We start from the raw sequence: 25,029 nt of genomic DNA, 5'->3' as shown, positions 1-25,029 counted from the left end.
TGGCGGTCCGGGGGAGAAAAGTGGAAAAACTTCGCGTCCGGTCCCCGTCTCAGCCCAGCCGCGACGCGAGACCCCCGGTGCACCGCACCTCGTCACCCGCCGTGATCAGCAGCCCTTCCACCTCGGGCAACGACTCCAGGAAGGCCAGCCCGGCCCGCGACCCCATCGCGAACGCCGCCGTGGCCCAGCAGTCCACCCACGTCAGCCGCGGACCCACCACCGTCACCGCCACCAGGTCCGTCACCGCCGACTTGCCGGTCCGCGGATCGACGATGTGCGCGCCCCGTTCCGCCGTTCCCGACGTCGCGACCGACAACTCGGCCACGCCCGCCGCCGAGATCACCGCCGCCAGCCCGCCCGGCCGCAGCGGATCCGCGATCCCCACCCGCCACGCCCGCGTCGGCTCCGGCGCGCCGAACATCTGGACGTCGCCGCCTCCGTTCACGCTGACGCCGCTCACCCCGGCCACCCGCGCCAGCGTCCGCGCCGCCCGCTCCGCCGACCAGCCCTTGACGATGCCGGTGGGGTCGAGCCGCCCGCGGTAGCGCGTGCTGAACCAGCCGTCGCTCACCCGCTCCGCCTCGGCCGCCAGTCCCAGCACCTCGGCGACCTCGGGATCGCACTCCGAGACGCCGATCTCCTCCCGTGCCAGCCGGGACACCTGGCTGTTCTCGCGGTAGGTGCTGAACACCTCGTCGACCCGGTGCAGCCCGGCGACCGCCTCGTCGAGGGCCGCGCGCACCGCGTCGGGATCCCCGCCGCGGACGTCGAAGGAGAAGACGGTCCCCATGACCTCCTCCGCGTGACGCACCGCGGCCGGAGCCTCCGCGGACTCCGCCACCGCCTCAGCCACCTGCCTGGTCCAGTGCCGACTGAAGGGACTGCTTGTAGCCGGTACTGGTGTAGGTGGCTCCGGAGACCGAGTCGATGTTCGCGTTGCCGGCCGCCACCGCCTCCTGGTTGAGCTTCGGCACCGCCAGTGCCGTCTTCTGGTCGCTGAGGCCGCCCTTGGGCGCCTGCACCGCCTCCGCCTTGGTGATCTTCCCGCCCGCGACGGTGATCCGGACCTGGACGGCCCCGTACTGGGTCTGCGCGACCTGCCCGGTCACCGTCTTGGCCTGCGCGGACCCCGACGAGGAGGACCCAGACGAACCCGACGAAGAGGACCCCGACGAGCCCGACGAGGATGACGAGGACGACGAGGACGACGAGGACGCCGCCTCCTTCATCTTGTCCAGCGCCGACTGGAGCGACTGCTTGTACCCGGTACTGGTGTACGTCGCCCCGGACACGGCGTCGATGTTCGCGCTCTGCGCCGCCACCGTCTCCTTGTTGAGCTGCGGCACCGACAGCGCGGTCTTCTGGTCGCTGGTGCCGCCCTTGGGTGCCTGGATCGCCTGGGCCTGGGTGATCTTCCCGTTCGCCACGGTCAGCCGGACCTGCACGACCCCGTACTGCGTCTGCGTCGCGTCCCCGTCCACCGTGGTGGTCCCGGCCGCGCCGGTGCCGCCCTGCGGCGACTCCTGCCCCGCCGCCGCGGCCGACGGAGCCGCGCCCGCCGCCGACGCGGAAGCCGGGTCCGACGTCGGCTTGAGCGACAGCAGCAGCACGACACCGGACACGGTCGCCGCGGTGGCCAGCACCACACGCCTGATGGGGTGACTCTTCCTCATCGTTCCCGAACTCCCGATTCCCTGGATTCCCGTGTGGTCCCGTCGCTCACATCTCGAACGACTCGTGATGGATGCGGCGGGCGGGGACCCCCGCGCCGCGCAGCGCTTCGTACACTCCCTGCGCGAACCCGGGCGGGCCGCACATGAAGACGTCGTGGTTGTCGATGTCCGGGATCTTCCGCTGGAGGTTCTCCGCGGAGATGTCAGGACGCTCGCCCTCCGGGCTGTTGACCGCGTACATCAGCCGGGCCCCGCGCTCGTCGGCGATCTTCGCGAGCTCGTCCCAGAGCGCCAGGTCCTGGGTGGTGTTGGCCCGGTAGAGCAGGGTCAGGTCGCCCGCGGCGCCGGGCAGCGTCTCGAACAGCGCCCGCATGGGCGTGATCCCGACGCCGCCCGCCACCAGCAGGACCTTGCCGCGGCTGCGCCGGGACGCGGTCATCGCCCCGTACGGCCCTTCGGCCCACACCTTGGTTCCGGGCCGTAGTTCGCGCAGCCGCGCGCTGTGGTCGCCGATCGCCTTCACGGTGATCCGCAACATGTCGGGGCGGGGGGCCGCCGACAGGGAGTACGGGTGCGAGCTGAACCGCATCCCGGGGGCCAGGAACCGCCAGCGGAAGAACTGGCCGGCCTCCGCGCCCATCCGGTGCAGCCTGCGCCCGCCGATCAGCACCGACACGATGCCGGGCGTCTCCTCGATGACCGCCTCGACCCGCATCCGGTGCCGCAGGTTGAGCCGGATCGGGGTGAGGATCCGGTACCAGACGACCAGCGCGGTGACGGCGCCGTACAGGCCGTACCAGAAGGTCTTGGCCATCGGGGTGAGGGCGAAGTCGTTGCCGGTGGTGATCTGGTGCCAGAACGTCAGGAACACCGCCGCGTACGTGAGCACGTGCACGTGGTACCAGGTGTCGTACGGCAGCCTGCGCCGGACCGGGCCGATCGAGGTCAGCCCGATGACGACGAACAGGCCGGTGCCGATGGCCGCCTTGCCCATGTCGGGCAGCTGGTTCACGGAGTCGATGGTCTGCTGGACGATGTCGTTCAGCGTCTTGCCGGCCTGGAGCGCGTAGCCCCACATGATGAGGAAGACGTGCGCGAAGACCAGGCAGAGCGTGTAACGGCCGCTCATCGCGTGCCAGCGGGCGACGCGGTCGGAGCCGACCCGCCGCTCCAGCGCGGGCACCCGGGCCATCTGGAGCACCACGAGGGCCATCAGATAGCCGGCCAGCAGGCCGGTGATGCGGCCCGCGTTGAGGATCTTGCCGTTCTGGTCGGCGATGGACGGGGTGTTGTGCCACCACAGCCAGAGCACGGCCGCCGCGCCCGCCCACACGGCGAGCAGCAGCGGTACGGCCGGGGAGCGGCGCGGGCGGATGCGGCGCATCGTCTGGCGGCGGGCGGCACGTCCGCCTGCGAGCGTGGTGGTCACGGTTCCTCCGTAGGGACTTGACCCTTGGCCCACAGGTACGTGCCGTGATGCCCGAGCGTTCAGAGTCCCGCGGAGTCCAGTGCGGACTGGAGTGACTGCTGGTAACCCTCGCTGGTGTAGGTGGCCCCGGAGACGGTGTCGATGCTCGCGCTCTGCGCCGCCAGCGCCTCGCTGCGCAGCTGGGGGATGGCATAGCTGTTGATCTGCTGGTCCCGGGGGTTCTCCGTCGGGTACTGCACCGCCGTGACGTCGGTGATCTTGCCGTTCTTGACGGTCACCTTCACCTGGACGGGACCCCAGCGGGTCTGGACGGTGTCCCCGGTGACCGTCCTGGTGCCGGTGCTGCTGCTCCCGGACTTGCCGGACTTGCCGGAGCTGCCGGAGCCGCTGGAGCCGCTGGAGCCGCCTGAGCCGCTGGTCGCGCCCGGTGAGGCGCTCGCGCTCGCCGACGGCGCGGGAGCCGCCGAGTCGGTGATCACGGTCGGGGCGGTGTGCGGCTTCAGCGCCAGCAGCATCACCATCCCGGAGACGGTCGCGGCGCTCGCCAGCACGACGCGGCGCAGGGGACGGTTCTTGTTCAGTGCGTGCACGGCAGGGGCCTCACAGCTCGAAGGACTCGTGGTGGATACGGCGGTCGGGCACCCCGGCGGCGCGCAGCGCCCCGTAGAGCTCCTGGGCGAAGCCGTGCGGACCGCAGATGTACACGTCGTGACCGGCGAGGCCGGGGAAGGTCGCCCGCAGCGACTCGGCGGTCAGCGCGGGGCGCTCGCCCCGCGGGCCGTTGAGGGCGTACAGCACCTGGGCCCCGCGCCAGCGCGCGACGGCCTCCAGCTCGCCGCCGAGCGCCAGGTCCTCGGCGGTCCGCGCCCGGTAGAGCAGCGTGACCTCGCCGGGCAGGGTCTCGAAGAGCGCCCGCAGCGGGGTGACGCCGACGCCGGCCGCGATCAGCAGGGTCCGGTGACCGCTCGCCCGGTCCGCGGTGAGGCCGCCGTACGGGCCCTCCGCCCACACCCTGGTTCCCGGGCGCAGCAGCGCCACCGCCGCGCTGTGGTCGCCCAGCGCCTTGACGGTGATCCGCAGCAGGTCGCCGCGTGGCGGCGCCGACAGGGAGTACGGGGTCGACGTCCAGCCCATGCCGTCACCGCCGAAGAACCGCCAGCGGAAGAACTGCCCGGCCCGCGCGCCCAGCTCCCCGATCCGCCGGCCCTGGACGACGACCGAGAACACGCCGGGCGCCTCCTGCTGCACCGACTGCACCCGCAGCCGGTGCCGCAGGTTGAGCCGCACGGGAGCCAGGATCCGGAACCACAGCACCAGCGCCGCGACCCCCAGGTACAGGGCGTACCAGAAGGCGGTGGCGACCGGCTTGCCGTTGAGGTCGTTGCCCAGCGTCAGCTGGTGGAAGAAGGCGAGGAAGACGGCCGCGTAGGTGAGCAGGTGGACGTAGTACCAGAACTCGTAGCTGGTCCTGCGGCGCGCGGCGCGCACCGAGGTGATGCCGACGGCGAAGAGGATCACCGTGCCGGCGGTCGCCTTGAGCATGTCGGGGTAGTTCAGGACGACGTCCAGCGTCTCGTGGACGACCGAGGCGTGGTCCTGGGCCGCGTACCCGGTGAGGATCAGCACCACGTGCGCGACCAGCAGGCAGACCGTGTACCGGCCGGCCATCGCGTGCCACCGCGCCACCCGGTCCGAGCCCACCCGGACCTCCAGCAGCGGCACCCGTGCCATCAGGCCGACGAGCACCGCGCAGGAGTATCCGCACAGCAGACCGGCGATCCGCCCGGCCCCGGTCAGCCAGCCGGCCGCACCCACGACGGAACCGGTGTCCGACCACCACAGCAGGACCACGGCCGCCGCACCGGCCCACAGCGTGGTGAGCACGGCGCCCGCGGGGGAGCGGCGCGTGGCCACGGGCACGGCGGGTGCCGTGCGCCGTTCGTCCACGGTCGTCATGAGTCGTGTCCTTTCTCCGGTCAGGACGCCACTGTGCAACCCGAACCTCTGAGCACCTTCTGAACCGGGACCCTCTGAGCCGGCTCAGAGGAAACTCAGAGCGCCCGGGGCCACTGGTCGCTCCCGGGAGGAGGGATGCTGGTAGGCGCGATGAACACGACCCGCTCCGGCCGCCCCGCCCTCACCCGCCCCGACGGCACCCCGCTCCGCGTCCTCGTCGTCGACGACGACCCCGACCTCGCGGAGGTCCTCACGGGTGCCCTGCGCTACGAGGGCTGGGAGGTCCGCGCGGCCGGCGACGGCGCGGGCGCGCTGGCCGCGGCCCGGGAGCTGCTGCCGGACGCGGTGGTCCTGGACGTGATGCTCCCGGACACCGACGGCTTCGCGGTCCTCCGCTCCCTCCACCAGGTCAAGCCGGACGTCTGTGTGCTCTTCCTCACCGCCCGGGACGCCGTCGAGGACCGCATCGCCGGCATCACCGCGGGCGGCGACGACTACGTCACCAAGCCCTTCAGCCTGGAGGAGGTCGTCGCCCGGCTGCGCGGCCTGCTGCGCCGCGCGGGCATGGCCCGCCAGCAGGAGGACGGCCCCAGACTGACGGTCGGCGATCTCACCATGGACGAGGAGGCCCGCGAGGTGACCCGGGCCGGCGAGCTGATCGAGCTCTCCCCGACCGAGTTCGAACTCCTCCGCTTCCTGATGCGCAACCCGCGCCGCGTCCTCAGCAAGGCACAGATACTCGACCGGGTGTGGTCCTACGATTTCGGCGGCCGTGCCCACGTCGTCGAGCTGTACATCTCCTACCTGCGCAAGAAGGTGGACGCGGGCCGCGAACCCATGATCCACACGGTCCGCGGCGCCGGTTACGTCCTCAAACCGGTGACCAAATGAACCTGCTACGACGCCTCGGGCACCTGCTCCGCCGCCTGCCCCGCCCCCGCACCCTCCGGGCCCGCCTCACCGCGGGCCTGGTGGTGCTGCTCGCGGTGAGCTGCGCGGCGGTGGGTGTCGCGGCCGTGGTCGAACTGGACGGCTTCCTCACGGGGCGCCTGGACCAGCAGCTCCAGCAGACCGGTCCGAGCTTCCCGCAGTCCCTGGAACACGGGAATTTCAAGCCCAGCGACCGGGACGGCGACGAGCACGGCGACACCCGCCGCCAGGCCTCCGGTACCTTCGGCGCCCGCCTCCTGGGGGGCCGGGTCACCAACGCGGCCCTGATCCCCTCCGGAGCCGACCCTGACCTCACCGTCGCCCTCACGGACCGCGACCGTACGACCCTCGCCGGACTGCCGGTGGACGGCCGCAGCCACACGGTCCACCTCGCCTCGATCGGTGACTACCGGCTGCTGGTCTGGCCGGGCCGCGACGGCGACGTCCTGATCACCGGCCTGCCCCTGGAACCGGTACGCGCCACCGTCCACCGCCTGGAAGCGGTCGCCGCCGCCGTCTTCGGCCTCGCCCTCGCCGCGGCCGGGGTGGCCGGCGCCCTCTGGGTCCGCTGGTCCCTGCGCCCGCTGAGCCGCGTCGCGGACACGGCCACCCGGGTCAGTGAACTCCCGCTCGCCAGCGGCGAGGTGGCGCTGCCGCCCCGCGCCCCCGAGTCCGACCCCCGCAGCGAGGTCGGACGGATGGCCGCCGCCTTCAACCGTATGCTCGGCCATGTCGAGGACGCCCTCACCAAACGCCATGCCAGCGAGGAACGCCTGCGCAGCTTCGCGGCCGACGCCAGCCATGAACTGCGCACCCCGGTCGCCACGGTCCGCGGCCACGCGGAGCTGGCCCTGTTCCACCCGGGCCCCCTGCCCCCCGAGATCACCCGGGCCCTGGAGCGCATCGCGGCCGAGTCCTCCCGCATGGGCGAGATGGTCGACGACCTCCTCCTGCTGGCCCGCCTGGACGCGGGCCGCCCCCTGGAGAGCCACCCGGTCGACCTCACCCGTCTGGTCCTGGACGCGGTCACGGACGCCCGCGCCGCGGGGCCCGGCCACCGCTGGACCCTGGACCTCCCCGAGGAACCGGTCACGGTGACCGGGGACACCCACCGCCTCCATCAGGTGCTGGCCAACCTGCTGGCCAACGCGCGTCTGCACACACCTGCCGGCACGAAGGTGACGGTGACCCTGGAGACGGACGGCGCGGCGGCGGTCCTCCAGGTCCACGACGACGGCCCGGGCATCCCACGGGACATCCAGCCCGGCGTCTTCGAACGCTTCACCCGGGCCGAACACCGCCGCCGCGCGGACGCCCCCGGCGGGGGAGCGGGCCTGGGCCTGTCGATCGTGGCGGCGGTGGTGGAGGCACACAGAGGAACAGTGGCCGTGGAGAGCCACCCGGGTTCGACGACGTTCACCGTGCGGCTCCGGCCAGGGTCACCCACCTAGGGGCGCGGCGAACTGCGCGACCAGCCACGACACACCCGCACGTGCCGACGGCCCGCACCCTTACGGCGCAACGCAACCTCAGTACCGGGTGAGAGCCGTGTCCCCGCCCACCGTCCCGATGGCGATATGCGGCCCCTTCCTCGGATCCGCCCACTGAAGAATCCGCCGCATCGCGTCCTCCGGCACCGACACGCACCCCGCCGTCGCCCCCGCCCCGTTGACGTGCAGGAAGATCCCGGCCCCCCGCCCCCGCACCGGCTTGTCGTAGTTGAACCCGATCACCAGCGCGTACCCGTACTGCGTCGTGTACGACGACAGCTTCTCCGACTCCGCGGCCCGGCAGTCGGACGGCAGCGGCTGCACCCAGCGGTTGTAGGAGGCCGAGTCGTTGTCCTGGCACCACCAGGAGTCCGCGGTCACCGGCCGGTACTCGACGGCGGTCCCCGCAGGCGCCGCCTGGAGGCCGAACCCGAACGGCAGGTCGTACAGTCCCGTCGGCGTCGTGTTCGTACCCTGCTGCCGCCCGGCCCCCTCGACCAGCCCCTTCGCGCCGAAGCGGGCATCGGCGGACCCCGCCTTCACCCACGCCCCGTCCTGGCGCTCCCACCAGGTGAGCGTTCCAGACGTCGAGCTCAACGCCGACGCCTCCGCGGTGATCAGCTGGCTGCCGCCACCGGTGTCGGCCATGCTCGCGGGCAGCGGTGCGGGGTCCCCGCCCCCCGGTGCCGCACCGAGCAGCAGCAGGGACGCGGAGACGAGGGTGACGACGACGCCTGGACGCATGGCTCAGACGCTAGACGGAGGCAGCGGCAACGGCAGCCCGGGTAGGCCGTCCAGGCTCACCGCGATGTGTTCCTTCTTCTCGAAGTACGCGCTCAGCGAGGCGTCGTCCTCGCGCGCGAAGCGCTTCTCGTGCAGCTCGCGGTCGGCGTCGTAGGCCATGTAGGGGACCGCGTAACCACAGCTGTCCCGGACGAGTTCGGCGTGCACGACGATGACGGCGCGGGGGCCGTGCCGGGTCGGGTCGATGTCCGGGAAACGGGTGAGGAGGTCCCCGAAACGGGGATCGTCACGGAAGACCGGCTCACCGCGGCCATGCACCCGCACGATGTTCGGCGGACCCTGGAACGCGCACCACATCAGGGTGATGCGGCCGTTCTCCCGCAGATGGGCGATGGTCTCCGCGTTGGAGCCGGCGAAGTCCAGGTAGGCGAGGGTGAGTTCGTCGAGTACGACGAAGGAGCCCTTCAGTCCCTTGGGTGAGAGGTTGACCGTGCCGTCGCCCGCGAGCGGGGCGGTGGCGGTGAAGAACAGGGGCTGTTCCTCGATGAACGTGCGGAGCCTGCCGTCGATGCGTTCGTAGGTCTTTCCCATACCCGGGAATTATCGGCGCGGTTACTTCGCGCGTCTAAGGGTTTCCGGGATCCGGACGGGTTCCACCGTGGCCGCCCCGGCCGGCGCTGTACACGGGGCGGCCACGGCTGCCTGTCACGTCACTTGGTGAGCGTGCAGGCGGCCAGGGAGTCGAGGCCGGTCGGCTTGGTGGAGGTCCGGCCGATCGCGATGGCGATCCGGTCGATGGTCGACTTCCGCTTGTCCGCCAGCGGACCGAGGATCGCGTTCTGCACGAAGTTCGGGCCGCCCTGGCCGACCGTGCTCTGGAGCCGGTTGTTGGCCTCCTGGATCTGCGTCTGGAGGAGTGTGAGGTTGCGGGTGACCTCCGCCTGCGCGGTGGCGGGGATCGCCGGCAGCTTCGAGGCGACGTCCGGGCAGGTGATCGTACCGACGGCGGTGCTGCCCGTGTTCGTGCCGGTGCCGCCGGTCGACTGCTGCTGGGTGGCCGCCGTGCTGGGCGCCGCGGAGGCCGCCCCCGTCGCCGTACCGCTGCCGGTGTTCGTGCCGGTCCCGCTCGCGTTCAGGGTGCACGGCGCCAGCGAGTCCAGGCCGGTCGGCTTGGCGGCGGTGCGGCCGATCGCCGTCGCGATCCGGTTGACGGTGGCGACGCGCTTGTCCTTGAGGGGACCGAGGATCGCGTTGTTCACGAAGTTGGGCCCACCCTGGCCCACGGTGTCGACCAGCCGCTTGTTGGCCTCGTCGATCTGCGTCTGGAGGAGTGTGAGGTTGCGGGTGACCTCCGCCTGCGCGGTGGCGGGGATCGCCGGCAGCTTCGAGGCGACGTCCGGGCAGGTGATCGTGCCCGGCGAGGCGGCGAGGGTGCGGGCATTGCTGGTGTCGCTGCTCTTGTCCGGCGTTCCGGCGAGGGCCGAACCGGCGATGACCGCACCGGACAGCGCCACGGCGGCAGCGCCGCCGATGAGCGCGACACGACGCTTGTTGTACTTCGGAAGAGCCCTGGACATGCGGATGCCTCACTTGGGTCAGAGGTGGGTTTACAAACGCGGCGCCAGCGTTCAGGGATGGGTACGGGAAAGCGGTTTCGTTTGTTCAAACCTCTTTCGGAATCTTCTCCGCGGTCCCGACGGATTGACGAATCATGCAGAGCTCTGCATACTCATGCATAGCAAGCGGATGTACGAGAGGAGGGACCCATGACCGAGCGCGTCGTACTCGCCTACTCGGGCGGTCTCGACACCTCCGTCGCCATCGGCTGGATCGCCGAGGAGACGGGCGCCGAGGTCATCGCCGTCGCGGTGGACGTCGGCCAGGGCGGCGAGAACCTGGACGTCATCCGCAAGCGGGCCCTCGCCTGCGGTGCGGTCGAGGCCGAGGTCGCCGACGCCAGGGACGAGTTCGCCGACGAGTACTGCCTCCCGGCGATCCGTGCCAACGCCCTCTACATGGACCGCTACCCGCTGGTCTCCGCGCTCTCCCGGCCGGCGATCGTCAAGCACCTGGTGGCCGCCGCCCGCAAGCACGGCGCCTCCACGGTCGCCCACGGCTGCACCGGAAAGGGCAACGACCAGGTCCGCTTCGAGGCCGGCATCGTCGCCCTCGCCCCCGACCTGACCTGCATCGCCCCGGTCCGCGACTACGCGATGACCCGGGACAGGGCCATCGCCTTCTGCGAGGCGAAGAAGCTCCCGATCGCCACCACCAAGAAGTCCCCGTACTCCATCGACCAGAACGTCTTCGGCCGAGCCGTCGAGACCGGCTTCCTGGAAGACATCTGGAACGGCCCGATCGAGGACATCTACGAGTACACGCGGAACCCGGCCACCCCGCGCGAGGCCGACGAGGTGGTCATCACCTTCGAGGCGGGCGCCCCGGTCGCGATCGACGGCAGGCCGGTCACCGTGCTCCAGGCGATCCAGGAACTCAACGAGCGCGCGGGTGCCCAGGGCGTCGGCCGGATCGACATGGTCGAGGACCGCCTGGTCGGCATCAAGTCCCGCGAGGTGTACGAGGCCCCGGGCGCGATCGCGCTGATCACCGCCCACCAGGAGCTGGAGAACGTCACCGTCGAGCGCGAACTCGCCCGCTACAAGCGGCAGGTGGAACAGCGCTGGGGCGAACTCGTCTACGACGGCCAGTGGTTCTCCCCGCTCAAGCGCGCCCTGGACGGCTTCGTCAACGAGGCGAACCAGCATGTCACCGGCGACATCCGGATGACCCTGCACGGCGGCCGCGCGGTCGTCACCGGCCGCCGCTCGGCGTCCTCCCTCTACGACTTCAACCTCGCCACGTACGACACCGGCGACACCTTCGACCAGGCCGCGGCCAAGGGCTTCATCGACATCTACAGCCTGTCGTCGAAGATCGCCGCACGGCGTGATCTGCGGGCGTAGCCCGACGTGACCTGTCCTGAGCAGTAACGTGACGACCGCCTCCCCGTTCATGGCCGGGGAGGCGGTGCCACATCCGTATCTCTTCTAGGAGCAACGCAAGTGAGCAGCAACAGCGGTGACGTACGGCTCTGGGGCGGCCGTTTCGCCGACGGTCCCGCCGAGGCCCTGGCGAAGCTGTCCGCGTCCGTCCACTTCGACTGGCGGCTGGCGCCCTACGACATCGCCGGTTCGCGTGCCCACGCGCGCGTGCTGCACAAGGCGGGCCTGCTCACCGAGGACGAGCTCCAGCGCATGATCGCCGGCCTCGACCAGCTGGAGGCCGACGTCTCCGACGGCTCCTTCGTGGGCACGATCGCCGACGAGGACGTGCACACCGCCCTGGAGCGCGGCCTCCTGGAGCGCCTCGGCGCGGACCTCGGCGGCAAGCTGCGCGCCGGCCGTTCCCGCAACGACCAGGTCGCCACGCTCTTCCGGATGTACCTCCGCGACCACGCCCGCGTCATCGGCGGCCTGATCGCCGACCTCCAGGACGCCCTGATCGGCCTCGCGGAGACCCACCCGGACGTGGCGATGCCCGGCCGTACCCACCTCCAGCACGCCCAGCCGGTGCTCTTCGCCCACCATGTCCTGGCCCACGTCCAGTCCCTGTCCCGGGACGCGGAGCGGCTGCGCCAGTGGGACGACCGCACGGCCGTCTCCCCGTACGGCTCCGGCGCGCTCGCCGGCTCCTCCCTGGGTCTGGACCCGGAGGCGGTGGCGGCGGACCTCGGCTTCGAGCACGGCAGCGTCGGCAACTCCATCGACGGCACGGCGTCCCGCGACTTCGTCGCCGAGTTCGCCTTCATCACCGCGATGATCGGCGTGAACCTCTCCCGGATCGCCGAGGAGGTCATCATCTGGAACACGAAGGAGTTCTCCTTCGTGACCCTGCACGACGCGTTCTCCACGGGCTCGTCGATCATGCCGCAGAAGAAGAACCCGGACATCGCGGAGCTGGCGCGCGGCAAGTCCGGCCGTCTGATCGGCAACCTCACCGGCCTCCTCGCCACCCTCAAGGCGCTGCCCCTCGCCTACAACCGCGACCTCCAGGAGGACAAGGAGCCGGTCTTCGACTCCTGCGACCAGCTGGAGGTCCTGCTCCCCGCCTTCACCGGCATGATGGCCACCCTCACCGTCAACCGCGAGCGTATGGAGGAACTGGCCCCGGCCGGCTTCTCCCTCGCCACCGACATCGCCGAGTGGCTGGTCAAGCAGGGTGTGCCGTTCCGGGTCGCCCACGAGGTGGCCGGCGAGTGCGTGAAGGCCGCGGAGGCCGAGGGCAAGGAACTCGACGAGCTGACGGACGACCAGTTCGCGAAGATCTCCGCCCACCTGACCCCCGAGGTCCGCACGGTCCTCGACGTCCCCGGCGCCCTCGCCTCCCGCAACGGCCGCGGCGGCACGGCCCCGAGCGCGGTCGCCGTCCAGCTGGCGGAGGTCAAGGCGAACGTGGCTGAGCAGCACGACTGGGCCACGGCGAAGGCGCCCCTCTAGGGGCGCTGGGGGGGGGACCCCCGGCCGAAGGCTGGGGGAGGAACGGCGCGGTCGACCACGACGCGCCCGCACCCGTAAACGCACCGAACCCCCGAGCTGAACGGCGGACCAAAGGTCATCGCGGGTTACGTTGGTCGACAGACCGACGCAGCCGACCGAAACGGAACCCGCGATGCCCTTCGCCCGACTGGCGACAGCGACCACCCCCACCTGCCACATCGGCCTCGGCCTCGCCGCGGTCGGCCGCCCCGGCTACATCAACCTCAACCGGGAGGAGGACCTCGGCGAGAACCGCAGCGTCGAAGCCCTCCGCACCCGCACCCACGAACTCCTCGACGCCGCCTACGCCCAGGGCGTCCGCTACTTCGACGTGGCCCGCTCCTACGGCCGCTCCGAGGAGTTCCTGGCCGACTGGCTCACCGCGAACCCCGGCGTCGACGACGTGGTCATCGGCAGCAAGTGGGGCTACACCTACACCGCCGACTGGACCACGGACGCCGAGAAGCACGAGGTCAAGGACCACAGCGTCCAGACCTACGACCGCCAGCGCGCCGAGACCGCCGAGCTCCTCGGCGACCGCCTCGACCTCTACCAGATCCACTCGGTGACCCCGGACAGTCCCGCCCTCACCGACAAGGAACTCCACGCCCGGCTCGCCGAAGCCGCGGCCACCGGCGTCACCATCGGCTTCTCCACCAGCGGCCCCGCCCAGGCCGACGCCATCCGCGCCGCCCTCGCCGTGACGGTCGACGGCGAGCCCCTGTTCCGTACCGTCCAGTCGACGTACAACGCCCTGGAGACCTCGGCGGGCCCCGCCCTCGCCGAGGCGCACGACGCCGGACTCACGGTGATCGTGAAGGAGGGCATGGCCAACGGCCGGCTGGCCGCCCCGCATGCCCCCGACGCCCTCAAGGCGGTGGCCGGACAGACCGGCCTCGGCTGCGACGCCGTGGCCCTCGCCGTCGTACTGCGTCAGCCCTGGGCCGGGGTCGTCCTCTCCGGAGCCGCCACGCTCACCCAGCTCGCCTCCAACCTCCACGCGGCCGTCATCGACCTGGACGAGGACCAGCTGACCCGCCTCGCCGCGCTCACCGAGGACCCGCACGTCTACTGGGAGCGCCGGGGCAGCCTGCCCTGGCACTGAGCGCCGGAACCACCGCTGACCACCCCTTCATGAAACACCCACGCCCATGGTGAGACAAAGATGTCTCATGTGGGCTACCCTTGTCTCATGGCCCTCGACCGTGACCACGTCCTCCGCAGCGCCGCCGCCCTGCTGACCCGCAAGTCCACGGCGACCATGGACGAGGTCGCCAAGGCGGCCGGCATCAGCCGGGCCACCCTGCACCGGCACTTCGCGGGGCGCGACGCGCTGGTCCGCGCGCTGGAGGCGCTCGGTATCGCGGAGTGCGAGGCCGCCCTGGCCGCGGCCCGCCTGGACGAGGGCCCGGCGGCCGACGCCGTGCACCGCCTGGTCCGCGAGATCGAACCGGCCGCCGGTCTGCTGGCCTTCCTCTACACCGAGAACCAGCTGTTCGAGGGCGAGGGGCAGAACCAGGGCTGGACCAGGATCGACGACCGCGTCGCGGCCCTCTTCCGGCGCGGACAGCGCAGCGGCGAGTTCCGCATCGACCTCACGCCCGCCTGGCTCACCGAGGCCCTGTACGGCCTGCTGGCCTCCGCCGCCTGGGCGGTCTCCGAAGGCCGCGTCGCCCCGAAGGACTTCACCCACATGATCGTCGAGCTGTTGCTCGGCGGCGCACGAAGAAGAGAGGAATCATGACCAGCGCCCTGCGGCCGGCGGTCACCACGGAGACGGAGCAGCGCCCGGGCCGGTGGCTCGCGCTCTCCGTCCTCGTGCTCGCCGTGCTGCTGGTGGCCGTCGACGCCACCGTCCTCGGCCTCGCGACCCCTTACATCAGCGAAGACCTCGACCCGTCCGGCACCCAGCTGCTGTGGATCGGTGACGTCTACTCGTTCGTCATCGCGGGTCTGCTGGTCTCCATGGGCAGCCTCGGCGACCGCATCGGCCGCAAGCGGATCCTGCTCGGCGGCGCGACGGCGTTCGGCGCGATATCCGTCCTGAACGCGTACGCGACGACACCGGAGATGATGATCGCGGCCCGTGCGCTGCTGGGCGTCGCCGGTGCCACCCTGATGCCGGCGACCCTCGCCCTGATCCGCAACCTCTTCCACGACCCGCGCGAGCGCAGCCTCGCCGTCGGTGTGTGGGGTGCCGCGGCCTCGGCCGGTACCGCCGTCGGTCCGATCGTGGGCGGCTTCCTGCTCGAACACTTCTGGTGGGGCTCGGTCTTCCTGATCAACCTGCCGGTCATGGTGGTCCTGGTCCTGGTCGGCATCCGGACGCTCCCCGAGTCCCGCAACCCCGACCCCGGCCCTTGGGACCTGGCCAGTGTCGTCCTGTCACTGGTCGGCATGATCGCGCTCGTGTACGCGGTGAAGGAGGCAGCGGCGCACGGCCTCACCGCGGTGACCGCGGCCGCCGCGCTGTTCGGGGCCGCGGCCCTCCTCGGGTTCGTCCGCCGTCAGCTCACCATGCCCAAGCCCCTGCTGGACATGCGGCTGTTCCGCAGCCGTGGCTTCAGCGGCGCGGTCCTGGCCGACCTGCTGACCGTGCTCGGCATGTCGGGCCTGGTGTTCTTCCTCTCGCAGTACCTGCAACTGGTCCAGGGCAGGCCCCCGTTCGAGGCGGGCCTGGCCGAACTTCCCGCCGCCGTCGGCGCGGTGGCGGCGGGCCTGGTGGCCGGCCGCGCGGCCCGCCGCCACTCGGTCCGGGCGGTGGTCTCCGGCGGTCTGGCGGCCGTGGGCGTGGCCCTCGCGGCCCTGACCACCCTCTCGCAGTCCACCGGCTACCCGATCCTCGGCGCCGCCCTCCTGGTGGTCGGCGTGGGCGCGGGCTTCTCCTTCACGGTCACCGCGGACGTCATCCTGTCCAGCGTCCCCAAGGAGCAGGCGGGCGCCGCCTCGGCGGTCTCCGAGACCGCGTACGAACTCGGTGCGGCGCTCGGCATCGCCCTGCTCGGCTCGATCGTGATGGGCGTCTACCGCGACTTCGCGTCCCCGGCGGGCACCCCGGCCGCCGCCCACGAGTCCCTCGGGGCGGCGACGGAGGCGGCCAAGGCGATGCCGGCCGACGCGGCGGCGCAGATGCTGACGGCGGCCCGGGACTCCTTCGTCCACGGCCTCCACCTGGCCTCGGGCGCGGGCGCGGCGGTCCTCCTGGTCACGGCGGCGGCAGCGTGGTTCCTGCTCCGGGACCAGCGGCTGGAGAGCGCCCCGTGAGGGGCGCGGGGAAGGGCGCGGGGAACCGCCACGCACCGGCGCGCGGACCACTGCGGAACCACCCCGGACGTCACCTCTTGTAACCCAGCACCGTCATCATCCCGCTCTCCGAGTGGTACTGGTTGTGGCAGTGCAGCATCCACAACCCGGGGTTGTCGGCGTCGAAGTCGAGCACCAGCTTGCGGTGCGGCAGCACGATCGTCGTGTCCTTGCGCGCCCCGGTCGAGCTGATGCCGGTCACCGCGAACGTGTGCCCGTGCAGATGCATCGGGTGCCACATGTCGGTCGCGTTGATGAGCGTCAGCCGCACCCGCTCCCCGGCCCGCACCGCGTGCCGTTCCCGCACGTCGTACGTCTTGTGGTCGAACCCCCAGTCGTACCGCTGCATGGTGCCGGTGATCCTGATGCGCAGCTCGCGGTCGGGGTGCCGGTCGTCCATGGCGACGGACTCGGCCGGCTCCAGCCGGCGCGCCGGCACGATCTCGCGGTCCAGCTCGTTCGGGCGGGCATCCGGCGCCGGAAGGTTTCTGCCCTTGTCGGTCCGGAGGATCGCCACCCCCTTGCCCTTCTTGCCCTCGGCGAGCGCGACCAGGGGGAAGACGCCGTCCTTGGCGGTGACCAGCACGTCGTACCGCTCGGCCATGCCGACGAGCAGCGCGTCGGTCCTGCGGTGCCGCACGGGATAGCCGTCGGTGTGGGTGATGGTCATGGGGTGGTCGCCGAGCGCGACCCGGAAGGCCGTCTCGGAGCCCGCGTTGATGATGCGGATCCGGATGCGGTCGCCGGGGCGGCAGCGGAAGACGGAGGGGTCGGTGCGCAGCCGCCCGTTGATCAGGTAGTGCGGATAGGCGACGTTGCCGCCCTCGCCGTGCAGCATGCGGCTGTGCGAGTCCCGCAGCACCCGGTCGGGACCCAGCGCCTTCTTCGCCCCGGGCGAGGACTTGGACCGCGGCGCGGCGGGACTCGCCGACCCGTGGTGACCGGGCCCGTCGCGGCCCGGGCCCATGCCCATCCCCATCTTCATCCCGCCGCCCGGCTTGAGCTGTTCGAGCACCTGGTCGGGGGTGGAGCCCTCGATGTCGTCGACCCAGTCGTCCAGGACGACGACCCACTCCTTGTCGTACTTCAGCGGTTCCCTCGGGTCGTCGACGATGAACGGCGCGTACAGGGCACGGTCGGGCTGCATGCCGACGTGCGAGTGGAGCAGGTACGTGCCCGGGTGGGCGGCGGTGAACCGGTAGACGAAGTCCGTGCCCGGCGCGATGGGCGCCTGGGTCAGGTCCGGGGCACCGTCCATGTCGCAGCGCAGCCGCACCCCGTGGGCGTGCAGTGTGGTCTTCTCGATCAGCCGGTTGCTGAGCGTCAGGCTGAGGACGTCACCGGCGGTGACCCGCACCAGCGGCCCCGGCACCGACTCGTTGTACGCCCAGCTGTGCACGGACCGCCCGCCCAGGTCCAGCATGCTCTCGGCGGCCGTCAACGTGACCATGCGCACCGGGCCGGAGCCACGCCTGCGTTCGGTCGCGAGCACCTCCGGGTCCGACGGGTTGACGTACCCCTTGGGTCCCTGGGGGACGAACGCTGCGGTGCCGGCCGTGTGCTGTGGGCCGGAGCGGGGTTCGGAGCCGGAGTCGGAACATGCCGCCAGGAGTCCCGCGCCCGCGGCGGCGAACGGAGCACGGAGCAGGGTACGCCGAGAAGGTTTCTGCATGTCTGAATAAGACATGCTGTGTGCTCATATGGCCGGTAAATGCGAAGGAACGACCGAAGTGTCGGGCCAGATTCCACCGGCAGGCGGACCCCGGACGGGGGCGCCCGGATGTCAGGCGGATGGCAGACAAAAGGGCACGGACCGACGGTCCGTGCCCATCCCCCGAAAGAGTGTCAGAAGCTCACCCGTGCTCAGGCGGCCTTCGCCTTCGTGGCGTACATGTCCACGTACTCCTGGCCGGACAGCCGCATGACCTCGGCCATCACCGAGTCGGTGACCGCCCGCAGCACGTAGCGGTCCCGGTCCATGCCCTCGTACCGGGAGAACTCCATGGCCTCGCCGAACCGGACGGTGACCTTGCCGGGCCGCGGGATGCCCTTGCCGCCCGGCTGGAGCTTGTCCGTGCCGATCATCGCGAACGGCACCACCGGGGCACCCGTCATCAGCGTCAGCCGCGCGATGCCGGTACGGCCCCGGTACAGCCGGCCGTCGGGGGAGCGGGTGCCCTCCGGGTAGATACCGAAGATCCGGCCCTCGTCCAGGACCCGCTTGCCGGTCATCAGCGCGGCGACACCGCCGCTGGCGCCGTCCCGGTCCACCGGGATCATGCCGACTCCGGTGAAGAACCAGGCCATCAGACGGCCCTTGACACCCTTCCCGGTGACGTACTCGTCCTTGCCGATGAAGAACACCTGCCGCTTGTTGACCAGCGGCAGGATCATCGAGTCGATGAAGGTCAGGTGGTTGCCCGCGAGGATGACCGGACCGTCCCCCGGGATGTGCTCCACGCCCTCCACCTGGGGGCGGAACATCAGGCGCATGATCGGTCCGAGCACTGCCTTGATGAGCGCGAAGCGGGACAACGGGTCCTCCGATGTCGAGGGGCGGTATGAGTCTGTGCAGGTGAGGACATTACTCGCGGCTGTGTGGGAAGCGCACATCGGGTACGGCCGGTTCACCGAGGTCTTACGTACTGTTGACGCTGGTTTACCTGCGGTGGCGTCCCGGAGACAGCCGGTGACCGGACTCGGCCATGTGACGGAAATCGCCGACGGACCGTCACCGGGCGCCGTCCAGCAGCCATGCGGAGTCACCCGGCCGTTGGGCCGGCGGTCTCCCTCCGGCCACGTCCGCACCCCTACGATCGGCCCGCATTCGACAGCGCGGACGGCAGGAGAGCGCTCATGGACAACAACGACTCGAACGAGCGGACCCAGGTGAACGGCACGACCGGGCGGCGGGCGCTGCTCGGCGCCGCGGTGCTCGGCGCCGGCGGAGCGGTCCTCGGACTGTCGGGCACGGCCAGAGCGGCCGAGGCCAGGCAGGCCGGACACGGCGGCGGCCTCAAGAGCCTCCCGAAGCCGACGATCATCGGCCACCGTGGCTCCAGCGGCTACCGCCCGGAGCACACCTTCGGCTCCTACGACCTGGCCCTCGACCTCGGTGCCGACATCGTCGAGGCGGGCGACCTGGTCCCCACCAAGGACGGCCACCTGGTCTGCCGTCACGAGCCGGAGATCGGCGGCACCACGAACGTCGCGGACCACCCCGAGTTCGCCGACCGCAGGACCACCAAGACCCTGGACGGCGTCCCCACCACCGGCTGGTTCACCGAGGACTTCACGCTCGCCGAGCTCAAGACGCTGCGCGCGATCGAGCGCATCCCGGCCAACCGCCCGCACAACACGCTCTACAACGGCCGCTGGGAGATCCCCACCTTCGAGGAAGTCCTCAAGTGGCAGGACGAGCAGACCCGCAAGCGCGGCAAGCAGGTCTGGATCTACCCCGAGACCAAGCACCCCACCTACTTCCGCAGGCTCGGCCTGGGGCTCGAGGAGCGGGTCGCCAAGCTGCTGCGCAAGCACGGCAAGGACAAGCGGAACTCGCCGGTCATCCTCCAGTCCTTCGAGCCGACCAGCATCCAGCGTCTGAACACGCTGGTCGACAACCCGCTGGTCGTGCTGCTGTCCGCGGCGAACACCCAGCCCTACGACTTCGTCGCCACCGGTGACCCGCGCACGGTCGCCGACCTGATCACGCCGAAGGGCCTGCGGGAGATAGCCGGTTACGCGCAGGGCATCGGCCCGACCCTCGACCTGGTCATCCCGAAGGACGCGAACGGCGACCTCACCAAGCCGAGCACGCTGGTCGCGGACGCGCACAAGGTGGGTCTGATCCTGCACCCCTACACCATGCGCAACGAGAACCCGTTCCTGCCGCCGGCCTTCCGCAAGGGCAGCGCCGCGGACGCCTACGGCAACGTCTTCCCGGTCTTCCAGGCGTACTTCGAGACCGGCATCGACGGTGTCTTCACCGACAACGCCGACACCGCCCTGCTGGCCCGCGCCGACTTCGTCAACGGCTGAGCCACCGCACCCCGTTCGGGGTGTCTCCCGGCCGCCCCGGCAACCTGCCCCGGGGCGGCCGCGTCGTTCCGCGTATGACGTACGACCTGGTCACCGCCCTGCGCCCACTCCTCAGCGCCGAGGCGTCCGCCGAGGCGCATGCCGCCGGGAGCGATCCCGGCGACCTGGAGCAGAGCGTCTGGCTCCGCCTCCTGGAGCGCCTGGAGACCCACGGCCCGCCGCACGCCCCCGAGGACTGGCTGCGCCGCGCCGTCCGCGCGGAGTCCCGCCGCGCCCGCCGTACCGCCCGGAACGAACGCCCCTACGGCACCGAACCCGCCGACGCCGCCGTGGCCGGCCCGGAACAACTCGTCCTGGCCACCGCCCGGCACCGCGCCCTGCGGGCCGCGGTCGCCCGCCTTCCCGGCCGCTGCCCCCGGCTGCTCCAGGCCCTGTTCTTCGCACGTGACCTGACATACCGGGAGATCGCGGGGGAGTTGGGTATCTCACAAGGCAGCCTGGGACCGGAACGCTCCAGATGTCTGGGATGTCTGCGCCGATTGTTGACGCCGGAGGTTGCGTCCCACGAAGTGCGGGGATAGGAGTGAGAACGACAGGCGATCAGGTGAGCGGGAGGCGTGCGCACATGGGCATGAGCGTGACCATCTCGGTGGCGACCGAGCAGGATGCAGAGCAGATCTTCAGGCTCCAGTACCTGTGCTTCCAGAGCGAGGCGGCGCTGTACGGGAACTACCGCATCGACCCGCTCGTCCAGAGCCTCGACTCGGTCCGCCAGGAGCTCGCCTCCGACTGCGTCTTCGTGGCCCGCCTCGGCGAGGAGGTCGTCGGCTCGGTCCGCGGCGCGCTCACCGAGGACGGCGCGGCCGCCATCGGCAAGCTCTGCGTCCATCCCCGGCTCCAGGGCCACGGCATCGGCGCGAGGCTGCTGCGCGCGGCCGAGTCGGCACTGGCCGAGGAGCGCGGCGCCAAGAGGTTCCGCCTGTTCACCGGCCACCGCAGCGAGGGCAACCTCAGGCTGTACCGCCGAGTCGGCTACGAGACCGTGGGCACGTCGAAGGGCGCGGACGGCGTCCCGATGATCGTCCTGGAAAAACCGGCCAGCACGTACGCGACAACGGCCTAGTTCTTCAACGCCCCACGCTGGAGCGCCCCGAAAGGGGCGCTGGGGGTACCCCCCGGCCGAAGGCTGGGGGAGGAACTGCGCGACAAGCCACATCGGACCCGCGGGCGCGCACAGGGCTCAGGCCCCTGTCTCCTGGGCGCCCTTCCGCAACCAGTACAGAGCGGAGAGCGGCAGCAGCACAGGAATGAACACGTACCCCATCCCGTAGTCCGACCACACGGTCGCGTCCGGGAACGCGGAACCGTCGACGACGGTCCACGTCCCCACGATCAACACCCCCGCGAGCTCGGCGGCGCAGCACACCTGCGCCACCCTGCGGGCCGTCTCGCCACCCCGCACCAGCGTGTACGTGATGAACGCGTACACCACCCCCGCGACAGCGGACAGCGAGTACGCGAGCGGCGCCCGGTCGAACTCCGTCGCGATCTGGTAGACGGACCGCGACACCGCCCCGACGACCATCACCCCGTAGAACCACACGAGCAGCGTGCCCGGCCCACTGGTCAGCCGCTTCGGCTTCTCTTCCACGGCCGTCATCTCAGCCTCCCCAGATGTCATAGAGCCGCACCTCCAGCACGGCCAGCACCACTCCGCCCGCGGCGACCGTCACGGAACCCCACCGCGTCCGCTCGGCGAGCGACATGAACCCCGCGGCCGGCACACACGCGAACGCGCCCAGCAGATAGGCGACGAAGATCGTCGTCCCCTGGTCCGGCTTGCCGCCCCGCGCCAGCAGCACGATCCCGGCCACCAGCTGGACCAGCGCCAGCACGGTCACCACGGCCATCCCGATGAAGTGCCAGTCCTTGGTCGGCTGGTCCCGGTACGCCGCCCACCCGCACCACACGGCGAGCAGCAGCGCGGCGACACCGGTCACCAGCAGCAGGGCATTGAGCATGCGGTGACCTTATTACGGCCGAAAGGGCGCGATGCCGTCGCCCCTGCCGTACGCCGTAGGGTCAGGACCATGACGATCCACGCACAAGCCCTGCTCTTCGACAACGACGGCACCCTCGTCTCCTCCCTCGACTCGGTCGACCGCTGCTGGACCCGCTGGGCCGTCGAGTACGGGATCACCCCCGAGGAGTTCGCCCGCGTCGAACTGCACGGCCGTCCCGCCGCCGAGATCGTCGCCGACCTGCTGCCCACGGCCCGCGTGCCGGAGGCCGTCGCCAGGGTCGAACAGCTGGAGGTGGAGGACGTCCCGGGCGGCGTCCACCTGCTCCCCGGCACCGCCGCCCTGCTCGACGCCCTCCCCGCCGACCGCTGGGCCGTCGTGACCTCCGCCACCCGCCGGCTGGCCGAGGCCCGCCTGGACGCGGTGGGGATACGGCCGAAGACGCTGGTCTCCGCCGACGACATCACCCGCGGCAAGCCGGACCCCGAGCCGTACCTCCTCGCCGCCCGGCAGCTGGGCGTCGACCCGGCCCACTGCGTCGTCTTCGAGGACGCCCCGGCCGGACTCCAGGCGGGCCGCGCCGCCGGGATGAGGACCGTGGCGTTGACCACAACCCACCAGCGGCACGAGCTGGTCGCGGACCTCGTGGTGAAGGACCTCTCGGCCTTGTCGGTACTGGTCACCGCCCGGGGCGTGGAGATCGCCGAGCGCGTCTGACGGCTGTCCGCCGCTGTCCAGGATGCGGACAGCGGCGGCCTGTCAGGACCGTAGGTCTGGTTTACTGATCGCATGACCACGACGAGCGACCGCACCCCTGCGACCGAGGCGACCATGACGCCCGGTGCTCGTTGTATGTGTCGAATGTGCGCCTTCTAGAGGGCCCCCGCACCACCCCCGAGCTCGCGCCCCGAAGCGAGACAGGTGGCATGTCCGTACGGCGCCACGACGCCCGTACGTGACGCAAGCCGCCCCGCGCACATGTTCTCCCCGGTTCAGCGCCTCCGCGAGAACCGTGCCGCGTCCCTGCACGAACGCATCCGTGCGCCCGGGCACACCCACGCCCGCGCACTCGACAGTGACGGAAACCCACGTGATCACCACAACGGGCCTGACCAAGGTCTATCGCACCCGCGGCCGCGAGGTGACCGCCCTCGACGGCGTCGATCTGCACGTCCGCGAAGGCGAGGTGTACGGCGTCATCGGCCAGTCCGGCGCCGGCAAGTCCTCGCTGATCCGCTGCGTCAACCTGCTGGAGCGCCCCACCGCCGGCACGGTCACCGTCGCCGGCCAGGACCTCACCGCCCTCGCCGGGCGCGGTCCCCGGGCCGGCCGGGAACTGCGGCAGGCGCGCAGCCGTATCGGCATGGTCTTCCAGCACTTCAACCTGCTGTCCTCCCGGACCGTCCAGGACAACGTCGAGCTGCCCCTGGAGATCCTCGGAAACTCGGGCAGGGAACGTTCCCGCAAGGCGCTCGAACTGCTCGACCTCGTCGGGCTCGCCGACAAGGCGAAGGCCTATCCGGCGCAGCTCTCCGGCGGCCAGAAGCAGCGCGTCGGCATCGCCCGCGCGCTGGCAGGCGACCCCAAGGTGCTGCTCTCCGACGAGGCCACCAGCGCCCTCGACCCGGAGACCACCCGCTCCATCCTCCAGCTGCTGCGCGACCTGAACCGGCAGCTGGGCCTGACCGTCCTGCTCATCACGCACGAGATGGACGTCGTGAAGACGATCTGCGACTCCGCCGCCCTCATGGAGAAGGGGCGGATCGTCGAGTCCGGGACCGTCAGCGAACTGCTCGGCACCCCCGGGTCCGAACTCGCCGCCGCGCTCTTCCCGGTCGGCGGCGAGGCCTCCGGCGACGACCGCACCGTCCTCGACGTCACCTTCCACGGCGAGGCCGCCACCCAGCCCGTCATCTCCCAGCTCTCCCGCACCTACAACATCGACATATCGATCCTCGGCGCCGCCATCGACACCGTCGGCGGCCTCCAGATCGGCCGGATGCGCATCGAACTGCCCGGCCGCTACGAGGACAACGTGGTGCCCATCGGCTTCCTGCGCGAGCAGGGTCTCCAGATCGACGTACTGGGCCGGGAGGCCCTGCTGGTGAAGGACGGTGCCCAGTGACCTGGACTGACTGGTCTGCGATGCAGCCGCTGCTGTCCCAGGCGTGTTGGGACACCCTCTACATGGTCGGCTGGTCCACGCTGATCGCGGTCGTCGGCGGACTCCCGCTCGGCATCCTCCTGGTCCTCACCGACCGCGGCGGACTGCTCCAGAACGTGCTGGCCAACAAGGTCATCGGGCAGATCGTGAACATCGCCCGCTCGATGCCGTTCATCATCCTGATGGTCGCGCTGATGACCTTCACCCGCTGGATCACCGGCACCACCATCGGCCGTGAGGCCGCCATCGTGCCGCTCGCCATCGGCGCCATCCCCTTCTTCGCGCGCCTGGTCGAGACGGCCGTCCGCGAAGTGGACGGTGGGCTCGTCGAGGCCGTGCAGGCGATGGGCGGCAACACCTGGACCGTCGTACGCAAGGTCCTCGTACCGGAGTCGCTGCCCTCGCTCATCGCCTCCACCACGACCACGATCGTCGCCCTCATCGGCTACTCCGCCATGGCCGGCACGGTCGGTGCCGGCGGTCTCGGCGACATCGCCATCCGCTACGGCTACCAGCGGTTCGAGACCGAACTGATGTGGATCACCGTGGCGATCCTCGCCGTCGTCATCTCGCTCATCCAGTTCGCCGGCGACTACGCGGCCCGCTCGCTGCACCGCCGCGGCGGCCGCTCGGGCCCGGCCCCGAAGCTGCGTCTGCTGAAGGCCTCGACAGCCACGAGCAAGACCGTCTGACGCTCCCCGATTTCCCCGCACCACCCTTCGCGGGGTCGCTCCACCCTTAAGGAA

General features: G+C 71.2%; 25 protein-coding genes. 13 read left to right on the top strand and 12 right to left on the bottom strand.

Annotated elements, in window-relative coordinates:
- Positions 1-49: 49 nt before the first annotated feature.
- Genes AAW13_RS05995 through AAW13_RS05975 form a run of 5 tightly spaced genes read right to left on the bottom strand, consistent with a single transcriptional unit; the run spans position 50 to position 5,058 of the window.
- Positions 50-790, bottom strand: a complete 741-nt coding sequence (locus AAW13_RS05995; protein ID WP_420855438.1) for an FAD:protein FMN transferase — start codon at positions 788-790, stop codon at positions 50-52.
- Between the two features lie 55 nt (positions 791-845).
- The gene (locus AAW13_RS05990) at positions 846-1,673 is read right to left on the bottom strand and encodes an FMN-binding protein (protein WP_206306159.1); all 828 of its coding nucleotides are present in this window, start codon (positions 1,671-1,673) and stop codon (positions 846-848) included.
- Between the two features lie 46 nt (positions 1,674-1,719).
- Positions 1,720-3,102 (bottom strand): ferredoxin reductase family protein, encoded by a 1,383-nt coding sequence (locus AAW13_RS05985; protein WP_046726668.1) that lies wholly within the window; start codon positions 3,100-3,102, stop codon positions 1,720-1,722.
- Positions 3,103-3,161: 59 nt separating this feature from the next.
- Complete coding sequence (locus tag AAW13_RS05980) at positions 3,162-3,692, bottom strand: FMN-binding protein (protein WP_046726667.1); 531 nt, start codon at positions 3,690-3,692, stop codon at positions 3,162-3,164.
- Positions 3,693-3,702: 10 nt separating this feature from the next.
- Positions 3,703-5,058 (bottom strand): ferredoxin reductase family protein, encoded by a 1,356-nt coding sequence (locus tag AAW13_RS05975; protein WP_046726666.1) that lies wholly within the window; start codon positions 5,056-5,058, stop codon positions 3,703-3,705.
- Positions 5,059-5,208: 150 nt separating this feature from the next.
- Here AAW13_RS05975 and AAW13_RS05970 point away from each other — a divergent pair, with 150 nt between their 5' ends.
- Both AAW13_RS05970 and AAW13_RS05965 read left to right on the top strand, forming a co-directional pair.
- Positions 5,209-5,949, top strand: a complete 741-nt coding sequence (locus AAW13_RS05970) for a response regulator transcription factor (RefSeq protein ID WP_046726755.1) — start codon at positions 5,209-5,211, stop codon at positions 5,947-5,949.
- On the top strand, positions 5,946-7,439 hold the full coding sequence (locus tag AAW13_RS05965; RefSeq protein WP_046726665.1) for a sensor histidine kinase: 1,494 nt from the start codon (positions 5,946-5,948) through the stop codon (positions 7,437-7,439). The genes AAW13_RS05970 and AAW13_RS05965 overlap by 4 nt, the downstream gene beginning before the upstream one ends.
- Before the next feature lie 78 nt (positions 7,440-7,517).
- Here AAW13_RS05965 and AAW13_RS05960 read toward each other — a convergent pair whose 3' ends face one another.
- From AAW13_RS05960 to AAW13_RS05950, 3 genes are all read right to left on the bottom strand, one after another.
- On the bottom strand, positions 7,518-8,222 hold the full coding sequence (locus AAW13_RS05960; RefSeq protein ID WP_046726664.1) for a L,D-transpeptidase family protein: 705 nt from the start codon (positions 8,220-8,222) through the stop codon (positions 7,518-7,520).
- A 3-nt stretch (positions 8,223-8,225) separates the two neighbouring features.
- Positions 8,226-8,813 carry a pyridoxamine 5'-phosphate oxidase family protein gene (locus AAW13_RS05955; RefSeq protein WP_046726663.1) on the bottom strand — a complete coding sequence of 196 codons (588 nt, stop codon included), beginning with the start codon at positions 8,811-8,813 and terminating at the stop codon, positions 8,226-8,228.
- A 119-nt stretch (positions 8,814-8,932) separates the two neighbouring features.
- A complete protein-coding gene (locus AAW13_RS05950) occupies positions 8,933-9,799 on the bottom strand; it encodes a hypothetical protein (protein WP_046726662.1) in 867 nt (288 codons plus the stop codon).
- A 189-nt stretch (positions 9,800-9,988) separates the two neighbouring features.
- Between AAW13_RS05950 and AAW13_RS05945 the strand changes: the two genes are divergently transcribed.
- From AAW13_RS05945 to AAW13_RS05925, 5 genes are all read left to right on the top strand, one after another.
- Entirely contained in the window at positions 9,989-11,185 is a 1,197-nt protein-coding gene (locus AAW13_RS05945) for an argininosuccinate synthase (protein ID WP_046726661.1), read from the top strand.
- A gap of 99 nt (positions 11,186-11,284) precedes the next feature.
- Complete coding sequence (argH, locus tag AAW13_RS05940) at positions 11,285-12,718, top strand: argininosuccinate lyase (RefSeq protein WP_046726660.1); 1,434 nt, start codon at positions 11,285-11,287, stop codon at positions 12,716-12,718.
- 172 nt (positions 12,719-12,890) lie between these two features.
- Positions 12,891-13,862, top strand: a complete 972-nt coding sequence (locus tag AAW13_RS05935) for an aldo/keto reductase (RefSeq protein ID WP_046726659.1) — start codon at positions 12,891-12,893, stop codon at positions 13,860-13,862.
- Positions 13,863-13,949: 87 nt separating this feature from the next.
- Positions 13,950-14,501, top strand: coding sequence for a TetR/AcrR family transcriptional regulator (locus tag AAW13_RS05930; RefSeq protein WP_046726658.1), 552 nt, complete (start codon positions 13,950-13,952; stop codon positions 14,499-14,501).
- On the top strand, positions 14,498-16,021 hold the full coding sequence (locus AAW13_RS05925) for an MFS transporter (RefSeq protein WP_046726657.1): 1,524 nt from the start codon (positions 14,498-14,500) through the stop codon (positions 16,019-16,021). Before AAW13_RS05930 ends, AAW13_RS05925 begins: the two co-directional genes overlap by 4 nt.
- A 70-nt stretch (positions 16,022-16,091) precedes the next feature.
- On the opposite strand, the gene AAW13_RS05920 is transcribed toward AAW13_RS05925, so the two are convergent.
- Both AAW13_RS05920 and AAW13_RS05915 read right to left on the bottom strand, forming a co-directional pair.
- The gene (locus AAW13_RS05920) at positions 16,092-17,732 is read right to left on the bottom strand and encodes a multicopper oxidase family protein (protein WP_046726656.1); all 1,641 of its coding nucleotides are present in this window, start codon (positions 17,730-17,732) and stop codon (positions 16,092-16,094) included.
- Positions 17,733-17,923: 191 nt separating this feature from the next.
- Positions 17,924-18,595: a 1-acyl-sn-glycerol-3-phosphate acyltransferase gene (locus AAW13_RS05915; protein WP_046726655.1), complete on the bottom strand. Its 672-nt coding sequence runs from the start codon at positions 18,593-18,595 to the stop codon at positions 17,924-17,926.
- Positions 18,596-18,916: 321 nt separating this feature from the next.
- Here AAW13_RS05915 and AAW13_RS05910 point away from each other — a divergent pair, with 321 nt between their 5' ends.
- The 3 genes from AAW13_RS05910 to AAW13_RS05900 all read left to right on the top strand — a co-directional run bounded on the left by AAW13_RS05910 (position 18,917) and on the right by AAW13_RS05900 (position 21,221).
- Positions 18,917-20,098, top strand: coding sequence for a glycerophosphodiester phosphodiesterase (locus AAW13_RS05910; RefSeq protein WP_046726654.1), 1,182 nt, complete (start codon positions 18,917-18,919; stop codon positions 20,096-20,098).
- Between the two features lie 74 nt (positions 20,099-20,172).
- Positions 20,173-20,679: an RNA polymerase sigma factor gene (locus AAW13_RS05905; protein WP_046726653.1), complete on the top strand. Its 507-nt coding sequence runs from the start codon at positions 20,173-20,175 to the stop codon at positions 20,677-20,679.
- Positions 20,680-20,723: 44 nt separating this feature from the next.
- On the top strand, positions 20,724-21,221 hold the full coding sequence (locus AAW13_RS05900; RefSeq protein ID WP_046726652.1) for a GNAT family N-acetyltransferase: 498 nt from the start codon (positions 20,724-20,726) through the stop codon (positions 21,219-21,221).
- A 117-nt stretch (positions 21,222-21,338) separates the two neighbouring features.
- On the opposite strand, the gene AAW13_RS05895 is transcribed toward AAW13_RS05900, so the two are convergent.
- Positions 21,339-21,758 carry a hypothetical protein gene (locus AAW13_RS05895; protein WP_046726651.1) on the bottom strand — a complete coding sequence of 140 codons (420 nt, stop codon included), beginning with the start codon at positions 21,756-21,758 and terminating at the stop codon, positions 21,339-21,341.
- 1 nt (position 21,759) lies between these two features.
- Positions 21,760-22,119, bottom strand: a complete 360-nt coding sequence (locus AAW13_RS05890; protein ID WP_046726650.1) for a hypothetical protein — start codon at positions 22,117-22,119, stop codon at positions 21,760-21,762.
- 69 nt (positions 22,120-22,188) lie between these two features.
- On the opposite strand from AAW13_RS05890, the gene AAW13_RS05885 reads away from it, so the two are divergent.
- The 3 genes from AAW13_RS05885 (at position 22,189) to AAW13_RS05875 (ending at position 24,975) form a co-directional block, all read left to right on the top strand.
- Positions 22,189-22,836, top strand: a complete 648-nt coding sequence (locus AAW13_RS05885; RefSeq protein ID WP_046726649.1) for an HAD family hydrolase — start codon at positions 22,189-22,191, stop codon at positions 22,834-22,836.
- A gap of 373 nt (positions 22,837-23,209) precedes the next feature.
- Positions 23,210-24,244, top strand: a complete 1,035-nt coding sequence (locus AAW13_RS05880) for a methionine ABC transporter ATP-binding protein (protein ID WP_046726648.1) — start codon at positions 23,210-23,212, stop codon at positions 24,242-24,244.
- 20 nt (positions 24,245-24,264) lie between these two features.
- Entirely contained in the window at positions 24,265-24,975 is a 711-nt protein-coding gene (locus AAW13_RS05875) for a methionine ABC transporter permease (RefSeq protein ID WP_046726647.1), read from the top strand.
- Positions 24,976-25,029: the final 54 nt, after the last annotated feature.

The organism is Streptomyces humi, from assembly GCF_001005085.2.
GTDB classification, from domain to species: domain Bacteria; phylum Actinomycetota; class Actinomycetes; order Streptomycetales; family Streptomycetaceae; genus Streptomyces; species Streptomyces humi.
The sequence above is the reverse complement of the archived record's forward strand: the minus strand, read 5'-3'. Positions and strand labels throughout refer to the sequence as shown.

Excerpts from the sequence above, each read along its gene's own strand:
- AAW13_RS05995 (WP_420855438.1), bottom strand. The coding sequence starts at position 790 with ATGGGGACCGTCTTCTCCTTCGACGTCCGCGGCGGGGATCCCGACGCG.
- AAW13_RS05990 (WP_206306159.1), bottom strand. The coding sequence starts at position 1,673 with ATGAGGAAGAGTCACCCCATCAGGCGTGTGGTGCTGGCCACCGCGGCG.
- AAW13_RS05975 (WP_046726666.1), bottom strand. The coding sequence starts at position 5,058 with ATGACGACCGTGGACGAACGGCGCACGGCACCCGCCGTGCCCGTGGCC.
- AAW13_RS05970 (WP_046726755.1), top strand. The coding sequence starts at position 5,209 with ATGAACACGACCCGCTCCGGCCGCCCCGCCCTCACCCGCCCCGACGGC.
- AAW13_RS05965 (WP_046726665.1), top strand. The coding sequence starts at position 5,946 with ATGAACCTGCTACGACGCCTCGGGCACCTGCTCCGCCGCCTGCCCCGC.
- AAW13_RS05960 (WP_046726664.1), bottom strand. The coding sequence starts at position 8,222 with ATGCGTCCAGGCGTCGTCGTCACCCTCGTCTCCGCGTCCCTGCTGCTG.
- AAW13_RS05955 (WP_046726663.1), bottom strand. The coding sequence starts at position 8,813 with ATGGGAAAGACCTACGAACGCATCGACGGCAGGCTCCGCACGTTCATC.
- AAW13_RS05950 (WP_046726662.1), bottom strand. The coding sequence starts at position 9,799 with ATGTCCAGGGCTCTTCCGAAGTACAACAAGCGTCGTGTCGCGCTCATC.
- AAW13_RS05945 (WP_046726661.1), top strand. The coding sequence starts at position 9,989 with ATGACCGAGCGCGTCGTACTCGCCTACTCGGGCGGTCTCGACACCTCC.
- AAW13_RS05935 (WP_046726659.1), top strand. The coding sequence starts at position 12,891 with ATGCCCTTCGCCCGACTGGCGACAGCGACCACCCCCACCTGCCACATC.
- AAW13_RS05930 (WP_046726658.1), top strand. The coding sequence starts at position 13,950 with ATGGCCCTCGACCGTGACCACGTCCTCCGCAGCGCCGCCGCCCTGCTG.
- AAW13_RS05925 (WP_046726657.1), top strand. The coding sequence starts at position 14,498 with ATGACCAGCGCCCTGCGGCCGGCGGTCACCACGGAGACGGAGCAGCGC.
- AAW13_RS05920 (WP_046726656.1), bottom strand. The coding sequence starts at position 17,732 with ATGCAGAAACCTTCTCGGCGTACCCTGCTCCGTGCTCCGTTCGCCGCC.
- AAW13_RS05910 (WP_046726654.1), top strand. The coding sequence starts at position 18,917 with ATGGACAACAACGACTCGAACGAGCGGACCCAGGTGAACGGCACGACC.
- AAW13_RS05905 (WP_046726653.1), top strand. The coding sequence starts at position 20,173 with ATGACGTACGACCTGGTCACCGCCCTGCGCCCACTCCTCAGCGCCGAG.
- AAW13_RS05900 (WP_046726652.1), top strand. The coding sequence starts at position 20,724 with ATGGGCATGAGCGTGACCATCTCGGTGGCGACCGAGCAGGATGCAGAG.
- AAW13_RS05895 (WP_046726651.1), bottom strand. The coding sequence starts at position 21,758 with ATGACGGCCGTGGAAGAGAAGCCGAAGCGGCTGACCAGTGGGCCGGGC.
- AAW13_RS05890 (WP_046726650.1), bottom strand. The coding sequence starts at position 22,119 with ATGCTCAATGCCCTGCTGCTGGTGACCGGTGTCGCCGCGCTGCTGCTC.
- AAW13_RS05885 (WP_046726649.1), top strand. The coding sequence starts at position 22,189 with ATGACGATCCACGCACAAGCCCTGCTCTTCGACAACGACGGCACCCTC.
- AAW13_RS05875 (WP_046726647.1), top strand. The coding sequence starts at position 24,265 with ATGCAGCCGCTGCTGTCCCAGGCGTGTTGGGACACCCTCTACATGGTC.